At 40.4% G+C, this 17,597-nt stretch carries 16 protein-coding genes and 1 riboswitch; all 16 genes read right to left on the bottom strand.

Annotation, left to right across the window (positions count from 1 at the left end; translation table 11 throughout):
- Positions 1-170: 170 nt before the first annotated feature.
- Entirely contained in the window at positions 171-467 is a 297-nt protein-coding gene (locus AAIB49_RS17460; protein WP_343458760.1) for a YerC/YecD family TrpR-related protein, read from the bottom strand.
- A gap of 11 nt (positions 468-478) precedes the next feature.
- Entirely contained in the window at positions 479-1,549 is a 1,071-nt protein-coding gene (locus AAIB49_RS17465; protein ID WP_343458761.1) for a DUF3048 domain-containing protein, read from the bottom strand.
- A gap of 59 nt (positions 1,550-1,608) precedes the next feature.
- Positions 1,609-3,342 (bottom strand): adenine deaminase C-terminal domain-containing protein, encoded by a 1,734-nt coding sequence (locus AAIB49_RS17470; RefSeq protein ID WP_343458762.1) that lies wholly within the window; start codon positions 3,340-3,342, stop codon positions 1,609-1,611.
- A gap of 404 nt (positions 3,343-3,746) precedes the next feature.
- A complete protein-coding gene (gene purD, locus AAIB49_RS17475) occupies positions 3,747-5,006 on the bottom strand; it encodes a phosphoribosylamine--glycine ligase (protein ID WP_343458763.1) in 1,260 nt (419 codons plus the stop codon).
- A 15-nt stretch (positions 5,007-5,021) separates the two neighbouring features.
- Positions 5,022-6,551, bottom strand: coding sequence for a bifunctional phosphoribosylaminoimidazolecarboxamide formyltransferase/IMP cyclohydrolase (gene purH / locus AAIB49_RS17480; RefSeq protein ID WP_343458764.1), 1,530 nt, complete (start codon positions 6,549-6,551; stop codon positions 5,022-5,024).
- Positions 6,552-6,794: 243 nt separating this feature from the next.
- Positions 6,795-7,364: a phosphoribosylglycinamide formyltransferase gene (purN, locus tag AAIB49_RS17485; protein ID WP_343458765.1), complete on the bottom strand. Its 570-nt coding sequence runs from the start codon at positions 7,362-7,364 to the stop codon at positions 6,795-6,797.
- Positions 7,357-8,379, bottom strand: a complete 1,023-nt coding sequence (gene purM / locus AAIB49_RS17490) for a phosphoribosylformylglycinamidine cyclo-ligase (RefSeq protein WP_339217046.1) — start codon at positions 8,377-8,379, stop codon at positions 7,357-7,359. The genes purN and purM overlap by 8 nt, the downstream gene beginning before the upstream one ends.
- Positions 8,380-8,392: 13 nt before the next feature.
- On the bottom strand, positions 8,393-9,802 hold the full coding sequence (gene purF / locus AAIB49_RS17495) for an amidophosphoribosyltransferase (RefSeq protein WP_339217047.1): 1,410 nt from the start codon (positions 9,800-9,802) through the stop codon (positions 8,393-8,395).
- The gene (gene purL, locus AAIB49_RS17500) at positions 9,787-12,006 is read right to left on the bottom strand and encodes a phosphoribosylformylglycinamidine synthase subunit PurL (protein WP_343458766.1); all 2,220 of its coding nucleotides are present in this window, start codon (positions 12,004-12,006) and stop codon (positions 9,787-9,789) included. The genes purF and purL overlap by 16 nt, the downstream gene beginning before the upstream one ends.
- A complete protein-coding gene (purQ, locus tag AAIB49_RS17505; RefSeq protein ID WP_186869021.1) occupies positions 11,990-12,676 on the bottom strand; it encodes a phosphoribosylformylglycinamidine synthase subunit PurQ in 687 nt (228 codons plus the stop codon). The genes purL and purQ overlap by 17 nt, the downstream gene beginning before the upstream one ends.
- A complete protein-coding gene (purS, locus tag AAIB49_RS17510; protein WP_343458767.1) occupies positions 12,673-12,924 on the bottom strand; it encodes a phosphoribosylformylglycinamidine synthase subunit PurS in 252 nt (83 codons plus the stop codon). The genes purQ and purS overlap by 4 nt, the downstream gene beginning before the upstream one ends.
- On the bottom strand, positions 12,921-13,634 hold the full coding sequence (gene purC, locus AAIB49_RS17515) for a phosphoribosylaminoimidazolesuccinocarboxamide synthase (protein WP_343458768.1): 714 nt from the start codon (positions 13,632-13,634) through the stop codon (positions 12,921-12,923). Before purC ends, purS begins: the two co-directional genes overlap by 4 nt.
- 10 nt (positions 13,635-13,644) lie before the next feature.
- Positions 13,645-14,940 (bottom strand): adenylosuccinate lyase, encoded by a 1,296-nt coding sequence (gene purB / locus AAIB49_RS17520; protein ID WP_339217051.1) that lies wholly within the window; start codon positions 14,938-14,940, stop codon positions 13,645-13,647.
- Positions 14,937-16,058: a 5-(carboxyamino)imidazole ribonucleotide synthase gene (purK, locus tag AAIB49_RS17525; protein WP_339217052.1), complete on the bottom strand. Its 1,122-nt coding sequence runs from the start codon at positions 16,056-16,058 to the stop codon at positions 14,937-14,939. Before purK ends, purB begins: the two co-directional genes overlap by 4 nt.
- Positions 16,042-16,536, bottom strand: a complete 495-nt coding sequence (gene purE, locus AAIB49_RS17530; protein WP_211742154.1) for a 5-(carboxyamino)imidazole ribonucleotide mutase — start codon at positions 16,534-16,536, stop codon at positions 16,042-16,044. Before purE ends, purK begins: the two co-directional genes overlap by 17 nt.
- 131 nt (positions 16,537-16,667) lie before the next feature.
- Positions 16,668-16,767, bottom strand: a riboswitch (purine riboswitch).
- Between the two features lie 509 nt (positions 16,768-17,276).
- The coding region (locus AAIB49_RS17535; RefSeq protein WP_343458769.1) for an RNA-guided endonuclease TnpB family protein at positions 17,277-17,597 on the bottom strand (321 nt) is incomplete at its 5' end.

Consider the following 17,597-nt stretch of genomic DNA (forward strand, 5'->3'; position numbering starts at 1 on the left):
TTTGCCTTCAAGCCCTCCGCACATTCCCTCACGAGCATGCACTGCCTGTCAGCTATACACTTCCGCCACTACGGCGTGTTTGGGACTTTCACCCTTAAGTTCGGAGCGCTGCCAAGCGCACAAAAGTCTGCATTCGTTTTTAGAATACAGACTAGTACATTTCACTCTGCTTATTCTTTTTCCATCGTCCGTTCTAGCACCAGCTTATAGCCATCACTACCATAATCAATACATCGTCTTACTCTTGAGATGGTAGCTGTTGATGCTTTTGTTTCTTTTTCAATCGTTTTGTACGTATAACCCTCGGTAAGCATTTTGGCAACCTGGAGTCGTTGAGCTAGGGATTGAATCTCTCCCATCGTTGCAATATCATCAAAGAATTGATAACATTCTTCTCGATTCTTCAATGATAAAATTGCGTCAAATAAATTATCGAGAGCTTCCCCACGTAATTTATCAATTTGCATATTGTTACCCCCTATTCCCTACTCGAAAGTATCGTAACGGAACTCTCCATACCTGGGCTAGTAGGAACTACATTAATCCAAGTTTTACCTGGTACAAAGCCCACCACTTCGCCATCTTTAACTGGCACTATCTTTCCATTTCGATTTTCCCATTTAAGCTGTTGGACTTTTCCTTTTTGAATAAGATAAGCATCTCCGCCTGAATAGAAATCAATATCCCTGCGTCCTGCATCATCTATTACTTCATGATGTGTTTCCACAATAAAGACATTATCCACTTGTATTGGCTCATTCGTATTTAACTCTACTGTCATCTCTCTATCATTAAAGCGCGTGTATTTCTCAGTCGTCGCATCATATTTATACTCCACGATTTCCATCGGATTATTAGAGTAGACGATTTCTACCTCATGTGCAGCTTCTCCATGTATTAAATCTACTTCCTCTTCGGTTAAAAATGGCAAGGATTCGTTCTCGGCAGTTACCGCAAAACCATTTTCAGCTGCTACTTGATACACATTATGAAATAACAAATAGGAATTATGTGGTGCTACACGGAATGATTCCCTCTTAAATAATGTACCATCATTATCATAATTTGCTCCATCAAGATGATCGATACCACGATTATCTAGCATATCATTTACAAATTCTGCCGCACCATGATAAATATATAATGCACCATATCGATTTGCAAGGTCCAAATAATATTCACGTGCACTCCGTACGGGACCAACCACTTCTGGCTGTTCACTATGGAATAGTGCTAGAAATCGTGTAATCATGCCCTCAGCAAGAATCTCAAATACAACATCCGCCTGTGAAAGCCCTGATTGTGGACGGGCTTTCGTATGATTATTCACCATAACACCAACTATACGATGATCCACACTGTCATTAGTCGCAATCCCTGTTAATGGAAACTTATTAACATAATGCCCCTCGGACTCTCCTGGTTCGGTTACGGACACTTCCGTATTCTCCTCGGGCTGTTCTTCTGTCTGAGGTTTATCTGAATCATCATTACATGCCACTAATAGAATACTAATACTAAAAAGTACTAGTAAAAACAATTTCTTCATATTCCCAACACCTTTATATAGTCTGTTCTACCTATAATAGTACTTAGTACCATTATATGCTATCGCATGGTTGCTGGGAAGAGTACTTCACGTTTCTTAATATCCATAATCCCTTCTTGGGTAATACGAATGTATGGCAAATGAGTAGAGGATAAAAATAGAATACTGTATATCGGATCATGAAATTGATATCCGAATTCAAGAAGTTTAGCTTTTAACTCCTTCTCCTTTTCGATTAAATCATCCATACTACCAGCAAACATCCTCCCTCCTAATAATAAAGGAAGCTCTGCTACTACTTTGCCTTCTTGCACAAGAACAATCCCGCCACCTAATTCCTTTAGCCGTTTCCATGCAAGTAACATATCCTGTTTATTTTTTCCAATAAAAATTAAATCTCCTGTTTGAGAAAATGAACTAACCAATCCTCCTAGGCTCTTCGTAAAACCTCGTATCGTAGTATTGACCCGCCACTGCCCTTTCTTATCCAATAACAACAAGAAAGCATCATCACGATATTCTGGTAATTCATTTACCGTAATATCAGTTTGAATAGGGTATGGTTTGATGATAACATCATTAATCATATCTAGTCCGATTGGTATCGAAAACTGTAAGTCCCGTAAGTCCATATCCCACTCAAACTGAAGTGGTTTTATTTTATATTTCTCCCAATTAATATAAGAAGGTAATTCTTGCTCTACATTTTCCCTGACAATCCATTTCCCCTTCGCTAGTACACTCTCTGGGTGTGGAATATCCTTTGCTTGTAATATATTAATATTAGCAATTCGCCCCGGCGCTATACATCCTAACTGCTCTTCCAAATGGAAGTGCTTCGCCACATTGAAGGATGCCATTCGATAAGCATCTTCAATAGGCACCCCCTGTTGGATGGCAATTTCAATACAAACATTCATTAATCCATTCTCATAGAATCCTGGCGTTGCCCCATCTGTTGTCATCGTTAACTGTTCGAAGCTCGTTAATCCCGCATTGATAATTTCCTCTAAAAGTTGCGGAAGATCTGGTCGAATTGAAGAATAACGTAAGCCCACCTGATAGCCTAGCTTCAGGCGGTTTATTACATCCTCACCAGAAATAGATTCATGATCTGCCGAAATGCCAAGAAGCTTCATCTTAGTTAACGTATTCTCAGACGCACCCGGAAGATGTCCCTCCACACGCTTTCCTTTGCGCTTCATTTCTTGAATCCAATATAATAATCGATCATCACCATTTAACAGACTTGGCCACCCAGTCAGTTCCCCGCCCTGTAGGACCGATGGGTGATTCAACCAATCTAGCATATCTTCAGTATTGAATAGTTGGTCTTCTTCTAACATAGCTGTTTGGGGATCAAATCTACTCCACCAATACATAGAAACTGGTAGCTTATCAAACTCGCGCAGGATAGAAAACGCTTTCTTTTTTTCTAACAAAAAAAGCCATGATAAATTATCATTAACTAATGTAGTTGTTCCAAATTTTGCAGCATGTTTCGCTAATACTTCAGGATTATATAATTGAAACGGATGAGCATGTGGTTCCATATAACCAGGCACTACATATTTCCCTTTACAGTCCACAACTTCTGTTGCCTGTTCAGGAAGCTTATCCCCGACATAAATAATTCGTTCATTATAGATCCAAATGTTCGCTGTTAACCATTGATTTAAGAACATATTTAAATAAGTAGCATTCTTTAGTACTAGTGTTGGTGCTATCTTACCTTCTACTACTTTCACATGCTTACGAAGTTCAAAATTTCTCCAATGTCCATTCTCTAACATAGGCAACTCTCCAAATTTATTCTTTTTCCAATTGTATCACAATTCACGCTTTATTACTGTAAAGTTCTTGTGAATTACAGTGAAAATTTTGTGACAAATTGGAAATGGGGGGAGGTGGATTGGTCTATTGATTGATTAGAGGGGGGCTTGGGATTTTGGGGCGGGTTATTGGGTTGTTCATTTGGGAGGGGATAGCGGACTTGGGGAATCGATTGGGCTAGTCTATTGTTTATTTGGGAGGATTTAGCGGCCTAGTTTATCGATTGAGTCGTTCTATTGTTCAATTAAACTATAATTTTAATTGAACAACGGAACCTTTCAAGCTTTCAATTAAACTGAATTTCAAGCTGGCCCATTCATGTGCTTTCAATCCATATTTTAAACGGAAGACAAAGAAGACACTCTTACGAAAGAGCGTCTTCTTTCATTTCCCCTATATCTGTACGATAGAAAAATCCTTCTAAATCTTTATTTGCCGGTAAGCTTTCATATACTAATTTTCCCGCATTCTCTAAAGTAGTACTTTTAGCGCCAACTAACAGTACTCTGCCTCCGTTTGAGACAAAGCCGTTTTCCGTTTTATCGACACCAGCATAGACAATAAAAGACTCCCCATCTAAATTAGGTAGTAGTACACCTTTTTGATAGGAACCTGGATAGCCATCAGATGCTAGCACCACACCTAAACAGGACTGTTTTTCCCATTCTAGCTGTGGGGGTTCATCATTTAAAACATCTACCAATACCTGTATCAAATCATTTTTCAATAATGGTAATACTACTTGTGTCTCTGGATCACCAAATCTAGCATTAAATTCAATAACCTTTGGACCTTCAGCCGTCATAATAAGACCAGCATATAATATTCCAGTGAAAGAACGGCCTTCTGCAACTAACCCACTTGCAGCCTTTTGAAGAATCTCTTTTGTAGCATAGTTGATAGCTTCTTCTGTTATATCCGGAACTGGGGCATATGCACCCATCCCACCAGTATTCGGACCTTCATCATGGTCGAATGCACGCTTATGATCTCTAGCCGGAATCATCGGATATACTTTTTCTCCATGGACAAATGCCATTAAAGAAAATTCATTTCCCATCAAAAATTCTTCCACTACAACCTTAGCACCAGCTTCAGAGAACGCCTTCGACACTAGCATATCATCAATTGCTTGAATGGCTTGCTTGGTAGTTTCAGCAACGACTACACCCTTTCCAGCTGCTAATCCGTCCGCCTTAATAACAATTGGCGCACCCTGTTCAATTACATATGCTTTTGCTTTTTCTGCATCTGTAAATGTTTCATAGCTCGCCGTTGGGATCTGATATTTCTTCATGATTTCCTTTGCAAAGCTTTTACTTCCTTCAATTAATGCAGCCTCTCTCGTAGGGGCAAAGACGCGTAAGCCTTCCGCTAGAAATTCATTAGCGATTCCATCTAATAACGGATTTTCCGGACCTACTATCGTAAGCTCAATACTATGCTCTTTTGCAAAATGAATCAGTTTCATAGTTTCGGTTTCTTCTATTGGAACACAGGTTGCCACATTTTCCATCCCTGCATTACCAGGTGCAACAAATAGCTTATCTATTAATTTACTTTCTGAAAACTTCATTACGATACTATGCTCACGACCACCACGACCTATTACAAGAACGTTCATCACCCGACCCCCTCATTAATGTTTGAAATGACGCATACCTGTGTATACCATTGCAATACCATGTTCGTTACATACATCGATGGAATCTTGATCGCGTTTAGAACCACCTGGTTGGATAATGGCGGTTACTCCTACCTTGATTGCTTCTTCTACAGTATCAGGCATTGGGAAAAAGGCATCCGATGCTAACACTGATCCAAGCGCCTTATCTCCAGCTTGCTCGATCGCAATACGTGCAGCCCCAACCCGGTTCATTTGTCCTGCCCCAACACCAATTGTTTGATTATCTTTTGCTAAAACAATTGCGTTTGATTTCACGTGTTTAACTGCTTTCCAAGCAAAAAGGAGATTTTGTAGTTCTTCCTCAGTTGGCGCTCTATCGGTTACAACCTCAACGCTTCCTTCGTCTACACTACCAATATCTTTATTTTGAATTAGGACACCGCCATCAACTGTTGTTAGCTTAAAGCTCTCATCCTTTTGGGCCATTTCCATTGTTAATAGACGAATATTTTTCTTTTGCGTCAAGATTTCTAGCGCTTTTTCCGAGAAGCTCGGAGCAATGACGATTTCAAGAAAAATCTCACTTAATTTCTCAGCAGTTTGAGCGTCTACTTCTCTATTCAATGCAACAATTCCACCAAAAATTGAGATTGGGTCAGCATCAAATGCCAGTTGGAACGCTTCTGCAATTGATTCAGCCATCCCAATTCCACAAGGATTCATATGTTTTACAGCAACTGCTGCTGGTAAATCATATTCTGTCAATATTTCCACAGCAGCATTTGCATCTTGGATATTGTTATAGGAAAGCTCCTTACCATGTAATTGCTTAGCTGTGGCCAAACTCATTCCGTTTTGAATTGGATTTTTATAAAATGCAGCAACTTGATGTGGATTTTCCCCATATCGTAAGGATTGAACTTTTTCATATGTAACAGTGTAGGTCTCTGGGAATTTCTCGCCAGTTTGTGTTAAAAAGTAATTAGCAATGATTGCATCATAGTTTGCCGTGTGGCGGAATACTTTAGCCGCAAGCTTTTGACGGAATTCCAGACTAATAGAAGCATCCTTAATTCCTTCTAAAACTGGGGTATAATCTTCCGGATCTACCACAACTAAGACGTCATCAAAATTCTTCGCAGCAGAACGTAACATAGTTGGCCCACCAATATCGATATTCTCTATAATTTCTTCCTTTGTAACGCCTTCTGAAACAAGCGTTTGTTTAAAAGGATACAGATTAACCACCACAACATCTATTGGCTCTATCTCATTCGCTTCCATTTGTTGCAAATGATCTGGATTCGAGCGCCTACCTAATAATCCACCATGAACCTTTGGATGAAGCGTCTTCAGACGACCATCCATAATTTCTGGAAAACCAGTAACCTGATCAATAGAGATCGCAGGCACACTAGCATTTTGCAATGCCTTTAATGTACCACCAGTCGAGACAATCTCATAGTCCAGTTCAACTAACCCTTGAGCAAACTCTACAATCTTCTGTTTATCTGAAACACTGATTAATGCACGCTTTTTCATAGTTACACTCCTTGCTTCTATCGTGTGTACTTTCTTCTTTTAGGTAACATGTTCTTTCGTTTTTGGTGTATCTTTTATCGGATCGGGCTTATTTGCTTCGGGGGTGGGGGGCGTCTCTTTTTCACATGGGCGCATCTTCCTTCTGCTTGGGTGCATGTGCTCCGTTTTAAGGCTCATCCCACTCTCACTCGGTCACATCTACCCCAATTCCAAGCCCATCCACCGCACCACATCACATCTACATTACCGGCTATCTGCTACCACCTGATTAATCACCCTTGGATACAGCACATGCTCGACTTGCTGTATCCGGTTCTTTAATGTGTCTTCTGTATCCTCTGGTAAAATAGGGACTTGTTCTTGTGCGATAACTGGGCCTGTATCCATTCCTTCATCAACGAAGTGGACGGTAACACCTGTAACTTTGGCGCCAGCTTGAAATGCTTGACCTATGGCATTTTTACCGGGAAAAGCTGGTAAAAGGGATGGGTGGATATTTAATATTTTCCCTTCGTATGCTTCTAGTAGAGTCGGACCAATTAATCGCATATAGCCTGCAAGAAATACCCATTCCACTTTATGCTTACGTAGAGCGCGCAGCACTTCCGACTCATATTCGACTTTAGACGGGTAGTTTTTAGGATTTAAAATAAACGTTTGTACACCTAACCGCTCCGCTTTTTCAATGACTTTGGCTCCTGGTTTGTCACAAACTAGTAAGACAATTTCACAAGCTACAATCTCCGCTTTCATGATGGCTTCAAAATTACTACCTGTACCAGAAGCAAATACGGCTGCTTTTATTTTACTCATAACGGAAGTGTACTCCTTCGTTTGTCCCTACTTGACCAATTATTGTAGCATGCTCGCCTGCCTCCGCTAGGGCATGTAGGGCTTGCTCTGCGTCTTGTTTGGCTACTACGATTGCCATGCCAATTCCCATGTTGAATACGCCAAACATATCATCAAGCGTCATGTTCCCTCTTTCTTGTAGGAATGGAAATATTTCTGGTATCTCCCAGTTTCCATAAACTAAATCTACACCTAGTCCTGCCGGTAGCATTCTTGGAATGTTTTCATAAAATCCACCACCAGTTATGTGTGAAATGCCTTTTATAGAAACTTCCTTCATGACACTGTTAATCTGCTTTGTATAGATCTTAGTTGGTTCCATCAACCACTCACCTAGTGGCTTGGATAATCCAACGGGAGTCTCCGTTAAGTCTAAGCCATTAACTAGTTTCCGGACTAAGGAATAACCATTCGAATGTATCCCACTGGAGGGTAGACCGATAATGATGTCACCTGCTTGAATTTGTTCTCCGGTAACTAGTGCTGACTTTTCAGCAATTCCAACAACAAATCCAGCTAAATCATATTCATTTTCCTCGTACATTCCTGGCATTTCCGCTGTTTCGCCACCTATTAATGCCGCTTGTGCATTAGCACAGCCTTCTGCTATTCCGGAAACAATTTGTTCTATTCGTGCAGGATCGTTTTTTCCACATGCAATATAATCAAGGAAAAACAAGGGGGCTGCACCTTGAGCAACGATATCATTGACACACATAGCAACTAAATCGATGCCAACTGTATCATGTTTATCCAATTCAAAGGCTAGCTTTAATTTAGTTCCAACTCCATCTGTCCCAGATACTAAGACAGGCTCTTTATACGAAAAAGATGTTAGTTCAAATAATCCGGCAAAAGAACCAATTCCGCCAAGTACTTCTGGTCTTGTTGTTTTAGCAATATGCTTTTTCATTCGTTCAACCGCTTCATAGCCCGCTTCTACATCGACACCTGCTGCCTTATATACATTCGACACGTTGTCACGCTCCTTAACACTTCGTATAGGAAATTTCTAATTGACCATTCTTCGTTACTGGGTACTGTCCAGTCATACATGCCATACAGACACCTTGATCTATCGAATCATCTGAAACGATTGCTCGTTCTAAACCTTCACTAGAAAGATAAGCTAAACTATCTGCACCAATGATTTCGCAAATTTTATCAATCGAATAATTTGCTGCAATTAGTTCCTCTTTCGTAGACATGTCAATTCCGTAATAGCAAGGGTTTGTAATAGAAGGAGATGCAATTCTCACATGAACCTCTTTCGCACCAGCTTCCTTCAACATGCGTACGATTCGCTTGCATGTTGTACCTCGAACGATAGAATCATCAATCATAATGACACGCTTACCTTCCACAATTGCACGTACAGGAGAAAGCTTCATTTTAACCCCTTGCTCGCGAAGTTCCTGGGAAGGCTGGATGAACGTTCTCCCAGTATATCGATTTTTAATTAAGCCAATTTCGTATGGAATACCTGTTTGTTCTGCATAGCCAATCGCCGCAGAAATACTAGAATCCGGTACACCTGTTACCACATCTGCTTCAACAGGAGCTTCCTTAGCTAATTCAATCCCCATACGCTTACGTGATGCATGGACATTGACCTCATTTAAATTACTATCTGGGCGGGAAAAATAAACATACTCCATCGCACATAATGCCCGCTTTTCTGGTAGAGCAAAGCGTGTAGACTCTAATCCATCATCGGAAATCGTAATTAACTCACCTGGTAAAACGTCACGTTCGTAGGTCGCACCAATAATATCAAACGCGGAAGTCTCAGATGCTACGACATATGCATCTCCTAATCTACCGATCGATAATGGACGTAACCCTTTTGGATCTAACGCTACATGCATGCGAGTTTCCGAGAGAATGATAAAAGCATAGGCGCCAACTAATTGACCAAGAGCATCCTTTAATCCGGAAACGGTATCCATATTGCCATTTCGCTTCAATAAATGAGCAAGTACTTCTGTATCAGAAGAGGTTTGTAAAATACTGCCCGCAGACTCTAATTCACCACGGAGCTCATATGCGTTCATGATATTTCCATTATGAGCAAGCGCCATACTTCCCGTTTGCGAACGAAAAAGCAATGGTTGGACATTATCAATTGATCTTTCCCCTTGGGTTGCGTAACGGACATGCCCGATTGCAGCATGGCCACTAAGCTTGGAGAAATCAACTCGCTTGAATACATCATTGACTAGTCCTTGCCCTTTATGAAGCTTTAATTCTAACCCATTTGTTGTGACGACACCTGCACCTTCCTGGCCACGATGCTGTAAAGCATGAAGTCCATAATATGTTAATTCCGCCGCCTTATCATGACCCCAAATGCCAAAGACACCACACTCTTCATTTAAGCCTCTTATTTCAGCAAGCATGGAATTGCTCCTTTCCAAAGACGGTATAACTCATGAACACTTTCGGATAATACGTCACCATCTTTGCTCCGAACTGTTAATTGACCATCTGATGTGACGAGACCTATTTGTACTGCATCCTCCACTACTTGTTCAAACACTTCCTGTTGCTCAGGTCTCACACTTACGATAAAACGAGATTGTGTCTCACTAAATAGTTCTACTGTCACATCACCACTCACTTGGATATCAGCACCTAATGACGTGTCATAGAATAAACACTCACTAAGTGCAACACCAAGTCCACCTTCAGCAAGATCATGTGCTGAAACAACTAAGCCGCTTTGGATTGCTTCGAGTAACTGGGCTTGACGTTTAGCTTCGATATCTAAATTGATTTCTGGTGCTTTCCCTTCATATGCCCCGTTTAGAAGGTTTTGCAATTCACTACCACCAAATTCCGGCTTACTTTCCCCAATGACATAAATGGCATCACCGGATTGTTGGAAAAAGCTTGGTGTAATATGTTCTAGTGACTCATGTAAGCCGACCATTCCTACAATTGGTGTTGGGAAAATCGCTTTCCCTTTAGACTGGTTATATAAAGAAACATTCCCACTAATTACTGGTGTACCTAATTTTTCACAAGCATCACTTATACCTTCTACGCTTTTTTCCATTTGCCAAAATACTTCTGGATTTGTTGGGTTACCATAGTTTAATCCATCTGTTAAGCCAAGTGGTCTAGCACCCGAACAAATAATATTACGTGCCGCTTCAGCTACAGCAATCTTCCCACCAGTTTCTGGATCTAAATAGATATAACGGGAATTACAATCTGTTGTAATCGCTAATGATTTATCCGTACCTTTAATTCGCACAACGGCAGCATCGGAGCCTGGTCCTGTCACAGTATTTGTTTGTACCATCGAATCATATTGATCATAAACCCATTCTTTACTTGCAATGGTTGGTTGCTGTAATAATTGCTTCAATACCGCCCCATGGTCATCAATGATTGGTACATGATTGCCAATCTTCTGAAACTCTTGGTAATAACGAGCCTCCTGAGCAGGTAAATGATAAACAGGTGCTTCCTCTGCTAATGCATCAACAGGGATTTCTGCTTGTACTTCACCATGCTGTTTAATTCGAAATACCTTTTCCTCGATAACTTGCCCTACCGCTACTGCTTTCAGACCATATCGTGTAAACACATCAATGATTTCTTGCTCTCTACCTTTTTTGACAACCAATAACATACGCTCTTGGGATTCCGAAAGCATTAATTCATAAGCAGTCATGTTTTGCTCACGTTGTGGAACTAAATCTAAATCCATTTCCATTCCAGTACCAGCTTTACTTGCCATCTCACTTGCTGAAGAGGTTAAACCAGCTGCCCCCATATCCTGCATACCAACAAGCGCATCGGAATGGATCACCTCTAAGCAAGCTTCTATTAATAGTTTTTCCATAAATGGGTCACCAACTTGGACGGCTGGACGATCTTTCGCTGCGTCTTCTGCTAAATCATCCGAAGCAAATGTTGCCCCATGAATACCATCACGCCCGGTAGGAGCACCAGCATATAGAACCGTATTGCCAATACCAGCAGCAATCCCTTTTTGAATATCCTCATGATTAATGAGGCCAATACACATCGCATTGACTAATGGATTATCTTCATAGGAGTCATCAAACTGTACTTCTCCTCCAACTGTTGGAATACCAACACAATTCCCATAACCAGCAATCCCATTCACAACCTCTGAGAATAAGTATTTCACTCGATCCGTTTTTAAATTTCCAAATCGGAGCGAGTTCATCAATGCAATTGGACGAGCACCCATGGAAAATACATCACGGATAATTCCACCAACTCCAGTAGCTGCCCCTTGATATGGTTCTACGGCAGACGGATGATTATGGCTTTCAATCTTGAATACAACGGCTTGATTGTCGCCAATATCGATTATTCCAGCCCCTTCACCTGGGCCTTGTAACACATGTGGCGCTTTTGTCGGAAACTTCTTTAATAGAGGTTTAGACGTCTTATAGCTACAATGCTCTGACCACATGACCGAGAAAATCCCCGTTTCCGTAAAGTTCGGTAGACGACCTAAGATTTTTTTGACCATTTCAAATTCTGAACTGCTGAGTCCCATTTCCTCATAAAGCTTATCTCGTTCAATTTGCTCTGGGCTGATCTCATGCGTTTGTAACATAATAGGACTCCCTCCATTTTTTCACCATTGATTGGAATAGCTTTAACCCATCATCACTACCTAGAAGTGCTTCCACTGCACGCTCTGGGTGTGGCATCATGCCTAATACATTTCCTTCTTTGTTCACAATGCCTGCAATATCTTCTACAGAGCCGTTGGGATTCTGTTTATAGGTGAATACGATTTGATTATTCGCTTTTAGCTCTGTAAGTGTTTCATCATCACAGAAATAGTTCCCCTCACCATGAGCAATCGGGAAGCGGACTACCTCGCCTTTCTCATAGCCACTAGTAAAGATGGTTTCGTTATTTTCAACGATTAGTTCTTCCTGGTGGCACATAAAGGATAGTCGTTTATTTCGCATTAAAGCCCCTGGAAGTAGGCCAGATTCTGTTAAAATTTGAAATCCATTACAAACACCTAGTACTGGCTTTCCCTTCGCGGCATGCTCCCTTACTTGGTTCATGACATCCGATGTTGCTGCAACAGCACCTGAACGAAGATAATCACCGTAAGAAAATCCTCCCGGAAGTAAAATACCATCATAATCCTGCAAATCACTAGTTTGGTACCAAACTAGATCTGCTTCTGCACCAAGTACTTCTTTTACCGCATGATACATGTCTCGGTCACAATTGGAACCTGGGAAAACAATTACAGCAAATTTCACGAGTGTGCAGCCTCCCCAATTTCAAATTGGTAATCCTCGATTACTGGATTGGCTAAGAGTTTATCACACATTTCTTTTACCCGGTCCTCTAGTTTAGGACCATCTTCTATTGTCATCTCAATGTACTTTCCTACGCGTGCTTCCTCAACCTCTTTATAACCCAGTGAGTTTAATGATTCCTGAATCGCTTTTCCTTGTGGATCTAGTACACCTTGCTTTAATGTGATATAAACCGTTACTGTTCTCATACTCTTCGCTCCAGTCGCTGTAATATTTGTTCATAAACGGTGATTAAATCACCTGTACCTTGACGAAAAACATCTTTATCCATTTTCTCATTGGTCTTTAAATCCCAGAGCCTACAAGTATCTGGTGAAATCTCATCCGACAACACAATATCGCCATTTGGAAGACGACCAAATTCTAGCTTAAAATCTACTAGTTTTAGATTAATAGATTGGAAGAATTCTGTTAAAACGGTATTAATTTCTAGTGCTTGAGCTTTTATTTCCCGTAATTCTTTATGGATTACGTCTGTTAAAAGCAGAGCATGGTCATCATTAATTAACGGATCATCTAAAGCATCATTTTTATAAAACAGTTCGACAAGCGGAGGGGAGAAAGGAGTCTTCTCCTTAAATCCCAGACGTTTTGTGATGCTCCCCGTTGCCAAATTACGAACAACTACTTCCAATGGAATAATGGTTGTTTCCACCACGAGTTGTTCTGTCTCATTCAACCGCTTCATGAAATGACTCTTGATTCCGCGTTCATGTAAATAAGGGAAGATTAAGGAAGAAATAAGATTATTTAATCTCCCTTTTCCTGGAAAACTTTCCTTCTTCTTTCCGTTAAAAGCTGTTGCATCATTTTTATAGGATAAAACAAGCTTCTCTGAATCTGTGGAAGAGCGGTAAACCTTTTTCGCCTTCCCCTCATACAATAGCTCTGCCTTCATGACGTTCACCTCAGTTTAAGCCGATGCGCTCAAAGATCACATCAACATTTTTTAAATGGTACGTATAATCAAAGCAATCCTCAATTTCTTCTTCTGTTAGTAATGTCGTAATGCGGTCTTCTTTTTTAACTAATTCTCGGAAATGCACTTCTGTCTCCCAAGCCTCCATCGCTTTTGGCTGTACGATATCATAAGCTTCTTCACGACTCATTCCCTTTTCAATTAGAGCGAGTAGCACTCGTTGGGAGAAGATAACCCCATGTGTCTTATCAATATTTCGTTTCATGTTTTCTGGAAAGACCGTTAAGTTTTTCACGATATTGCTAAAACGATTTAACATATAGTTAAGTGCTATCGTTGCATCTGGTAAAATAACGCGCTCCGCTGAAGAATGGGAAATGTCACGCTCATGCCAAAGGGAAACATTTTCATAAGCTGTTACCATATAACCGCGAATGACTCTGGCCATACCTGTCATATTTTCTGAACCGATTGGGTTTCGCTTATGTGGCATAGCAGAGGATCCTTTTTGACCTTTTGCAAAGAACTCTTCCACTTCACGAGTTTCGGTTTTCTGTAATCCACGAATTTCTGTCGCAAACTTTTCAATAGAAGTCGCAATCAAAGCGAGGGTCGACATATATGCTGCATGACGATCACGTTGTAAGGTTTGTGTCGATACTGGTGCTGGTGATAGCCCTAGCTTTTCACACACATACTGTTCTACAAAGGGATCGATATTTGCATATGTTCCAACCGCACCAGATAGCTTTCCAAATTCAATATTTTTTGCCGCTAGTTCAAAACGCTCTAAATTACGTTTCATTTCCTCATACCAAAGGGCAAGCTTCAATCCAAAGGTTGTCGGTTCTGCATGTACACCATGGGTTCTCCCCATCATGACCGTATGCTTGTTCTCGATTGCTTTGTTTTTTAAAATTTCGATGAAGTTATGTAAATCCTTCCGAATAATGTCATTCGCTTGTTTTAATAGGTAAGAAAGAGCCGTATCCACTACATCTGTGGAAGTTAAACCATAGTGAACCCATTTGCGTTCTTCCCCCAACGTTTCCGATACAGCACGAGTGAAGGCAACTACATCATGCCTTGTCTCCTGTTCAATTTCGTAAATACGATTAATATCAAACGAAGCATTCTCACGTAGCTTCACAACATCTTCTTTAGGAATAATGCCAAGCTCACTCCATGCTTCACATGCTAAAACTTCAACTTCTAACCATGCCTTAAATTTATTTTCTTCCGTCCAAATAGATCCCATTTCTTCTCTTGTATAACGTCCAATCATTGTTTTGCCTCCTCAAACTGTTTAACCTGCTCTATGCTGTCTTCTCCAATAAATGTAATATGCCCCATTTTCCGCTTTGCTTTCGCTTCAGCCTTTCCATACAAGTGAATAAATCCTTGATTTACGTTAACCATTGCTTTTAAGGTTGGTTCTACATCTTCCCCTAAAATATTGATCATCGTAGAAGGTTCAAGAAGCTTCACTGGTATTAATGGTAACCCACAGATTGCTCGTATATGCTGAGTAAACTGTGAAATATTACACGCCTCAATGGTGTAATGTCCCGAATTATGCGGGCGTGGTGCCATTTCATTTAAGTAAATGTTATTTCCTGAAACAAACATTTCAATTGCAAAAGTCCCTACAACCTCTATCTTGTTTGCCAGTAATGTTGCTGCTTCGTATGCCTTTTTCTGTACTTCTGTCGATACCTTTGCAGGTGCTGTTGTTTGAAACAGAATATGATCCTTATGTACATTTTCTGCAATAGGGAAAAATTCGATTGCACCCTTTGCATCTCGAGTAAACACGACCGAAATCTCTTTATCAAACGAAAGCCATGTTTCGATGATACAATGCCCATTTTGTTCTACAAACTGAATCGCATTTGGAATATCCGCTTCTGATTCTAGTTTTAACTGTCCCTTTCCATCGTATCCCCCTCGACAGGTTTTCATCACAACAGGAAAGGATGCTTCTTTCAATGCCTCCTGACACGCTTTGCCATTATGGACAATAAAAAAGTCAGGGACTGGTAATTGTAATGCCTTCATGACTGTCTTCTCTTTTTCGCGATTTTGCGTTACTTCTAATGCATAGGCGCCTTGTGGAAGTTTTCCCTGCTCCTCAATAAAGGTTGCAGCTTCCAAATCGACATTTTCAAACTCATACGTCACAACATCACTTTTGTCGGTTAATTCTTTAATTGCATTCATGTCATCATAGGCTGCAACGATTTGGCCATCCGAGACTTGTGAAGTGGGACAGTTTGGTGTTGGGTCTAACACAATAACCCGATAGCCCATATACTTCGCTGCTATTGCCATCATTCGACCAAGCTGCCCGCCGCCAATGATACCGATTGTTTGTGGTGGTAGAATACTAGTATTGCTTTGCAAGGTCTTCCCTCATTTCATCCACTTTTGCTTTCATGTTGGTACGATAGTTTTCTAATTTATTTGCGATATCCTCATCAAAAGATCCTAGAATTTGAGCCGCCAGTAATCCTGCATTTATAGCACCTGCTTTTCCAATTGCAACCGTAGCAGTCGGAACCCCACCTGGCATTTGCACAATAGATAATAGGGAGTCAAGTCCATTCAATGCTTTACTTTGCACTGGAACACCGATAACTGGTAATGTTGTTTGTGAAGCTACCATACCTGGTAAATGGGCTGCACCTCCAGCTCCCGCAATGATTACTTTTAAGCCTCGTTCACGTGCGGTTTTCGCATATGTAAACATTTCGTCTGGAGTTCGATGTGCAGAAATGACATCTTTTTCGTAACGAATATTTAGTTCTTCTAATAGGGTACATGTATGCTTCATCGTATCCCAATCCGATATACTACCCATGATTACACCAACTAAAGCCATTTCGATTTCTCCTTCCTTTAGTAGAAAAGATTCCCTATCCTATACCATGAAAAAGGTCTATTCACCTCTCTCATTGGATGAGAGAAGACGAATAGACCAAAAATAAGGTCGACAAATAACCATTGTTGTACCAATGACGCATCTTCCCTCATAGTCCAGCATTTACGGTGCCAGGTAGAAACTTCAAGGCCATATTCCAAGAAATATATGAGGATCTGTATTCTTTTGATGCCTTTAGCATAACAAAGATACCATTAATGGTCAATTAAAAAATCGAACAATTTCTACTCGATTTTAACGATTGTTCGGTTTTATACAGTATTTAGTATAAATATGGATAAACTGTTACATGTATTGCATCTTTTACTACTGTTTTTCCATTTCCAGCTAGTATGTTACGATGGTATTTATAACTTATTCAATGAAAGTGTTTGATTGCGGAACTACATCCGTACTTTCAATACTCACAATTCATTTATCTTGTAGCGTTCATTACTTTAAAAACAACACTGCCAAACGTAAACTTAACAGGGTATAATGAAAATACCACAGCAATAATCACGCAGAGTGTCTTTATCCCTCCAGTTAAATGAAACATATCGTTTATCAGGTAATTAGCTAATTGGATAAGACCAAATACAATACATACTGACACATTGAACTACCCACCACTTATCGACCTTATGGTCTGATTGAAGTGGGGGATTCCTAAGAACACCAACCTATTGGTTAGTTATGGATTAGGCTATCCCCGCAGTTCCTGCGGTTAATCGTAACGCTTCGTTACGAAGATTCAAACTTGCGTTAATATCTCTATCGTGACGGGTTTTACACGTAGGACACTCCCACTCACGCAAAGCAAGATTTTTAACGTCTTTATACTTATGACCACACGTAGAACAAAGCTGACTGGAAGGGAAATTTTTCGCTACGATCACAACCTGTTTTCCGTACCAATTTGCTTTATATTCCAACATTGTGCGAAATTGTGACCAAGATACCTCGCTGATAGCCTTAGCAAGATTAGGATTCTTTAACATGTTTTGGACAGACAAATCTTC

The sequence above is a fragment of the Ornithinibacillus proteolyticus genome, from assembly GCF_039581225.1.
GTDB classification, from domain to species: domain Bacteria; phylum Bacillota; class Bacilli; order Bacillales; family Amphibacillaceae; genus Ornithinibacillus; species Ornithinibacillus massiliensis.

Bases quoted from the DNA above. Each gene is read 5' to 3' on its own strand.
- purN (WP_343458765.1), bottom strand. From the start codon at position 7,364: ATGAGTAAAATAAAAGCAGCCGTATTTGCTTCTGGTACAGGTAGTAAT.
- purH (WP_343458764.1), bottom strand. From the start codon at position 6,551: ATGAAAAAGCGTGCATTAATCAGTGTTTCAGATAAACAGAAGATTGTA.
- purD (WP_343458763.1), bottom strand. From the start codon at position 5,006: ATGAACGTTCTTGTAATAGGTCGTGGTGGTCGTGAGCATAGTATCGTA.
- purS (WP_343458767.1), bottom strand. From the start codon at position 12,924: ATGAGAACAGTAACGGTTTATATCACATTAAAGCAAGGTGTACTAGAT.
- purF (WP_339217047.1), bottom strand. From the start codon at position 9,802: ATGCTTGCTGAAATAAGAGGCTTAAATGAAGAGTGTGGTGTCTTTGGC.
- AAIB49_RS17460 (WP_343458760.1), bottom strand. From the start codon at position 467: ATGCAAATTGATAAATTACGTGGGGAAGCTCTCGATAATTTATTTGAC.
- purE (WP_211742154.1), bottom strand. From the start codon at position 16,536: ATGGCTTTAGTTGGTGTAATCATGGGTAGTATATCGGATTGGGATACG.
- purC (WP_343458768.1), bottom strand. From the start codon at position 13,634: ATGAAGGCAGAGCTATTGTATGAGGGGAAGGCGAAAAAGGTTTACCGC.
- AAIB49_RS17465 (WP_343458761.1), bottom strand. From the start codon at position 1,549: ATGAAGAAATTGTTTTTACTAGTACTTTTTAGTATTAGTATTCTATTA.
- purL (WP_343458766.1), bottom strand. From the start codon at position 12,006: ATGTTACAAACGCATGAGATCAGCCCAGAGCAAATTGAACGAGATAAG.
- purB (WP_339217051.1), bottom strand. From the start codon at position 14,940: ATGATTGGACGTTATACAAGAGAAGAAATGGGATCTATTTGGACGGAA.
- AAIB49_RS17470 (WP_343458762.1), bottom strand. From the start codon at position 3,342: ATGTTAGAGAATGGACATTGGAGAAATTTTGAACTTCGTAAGCATGTG.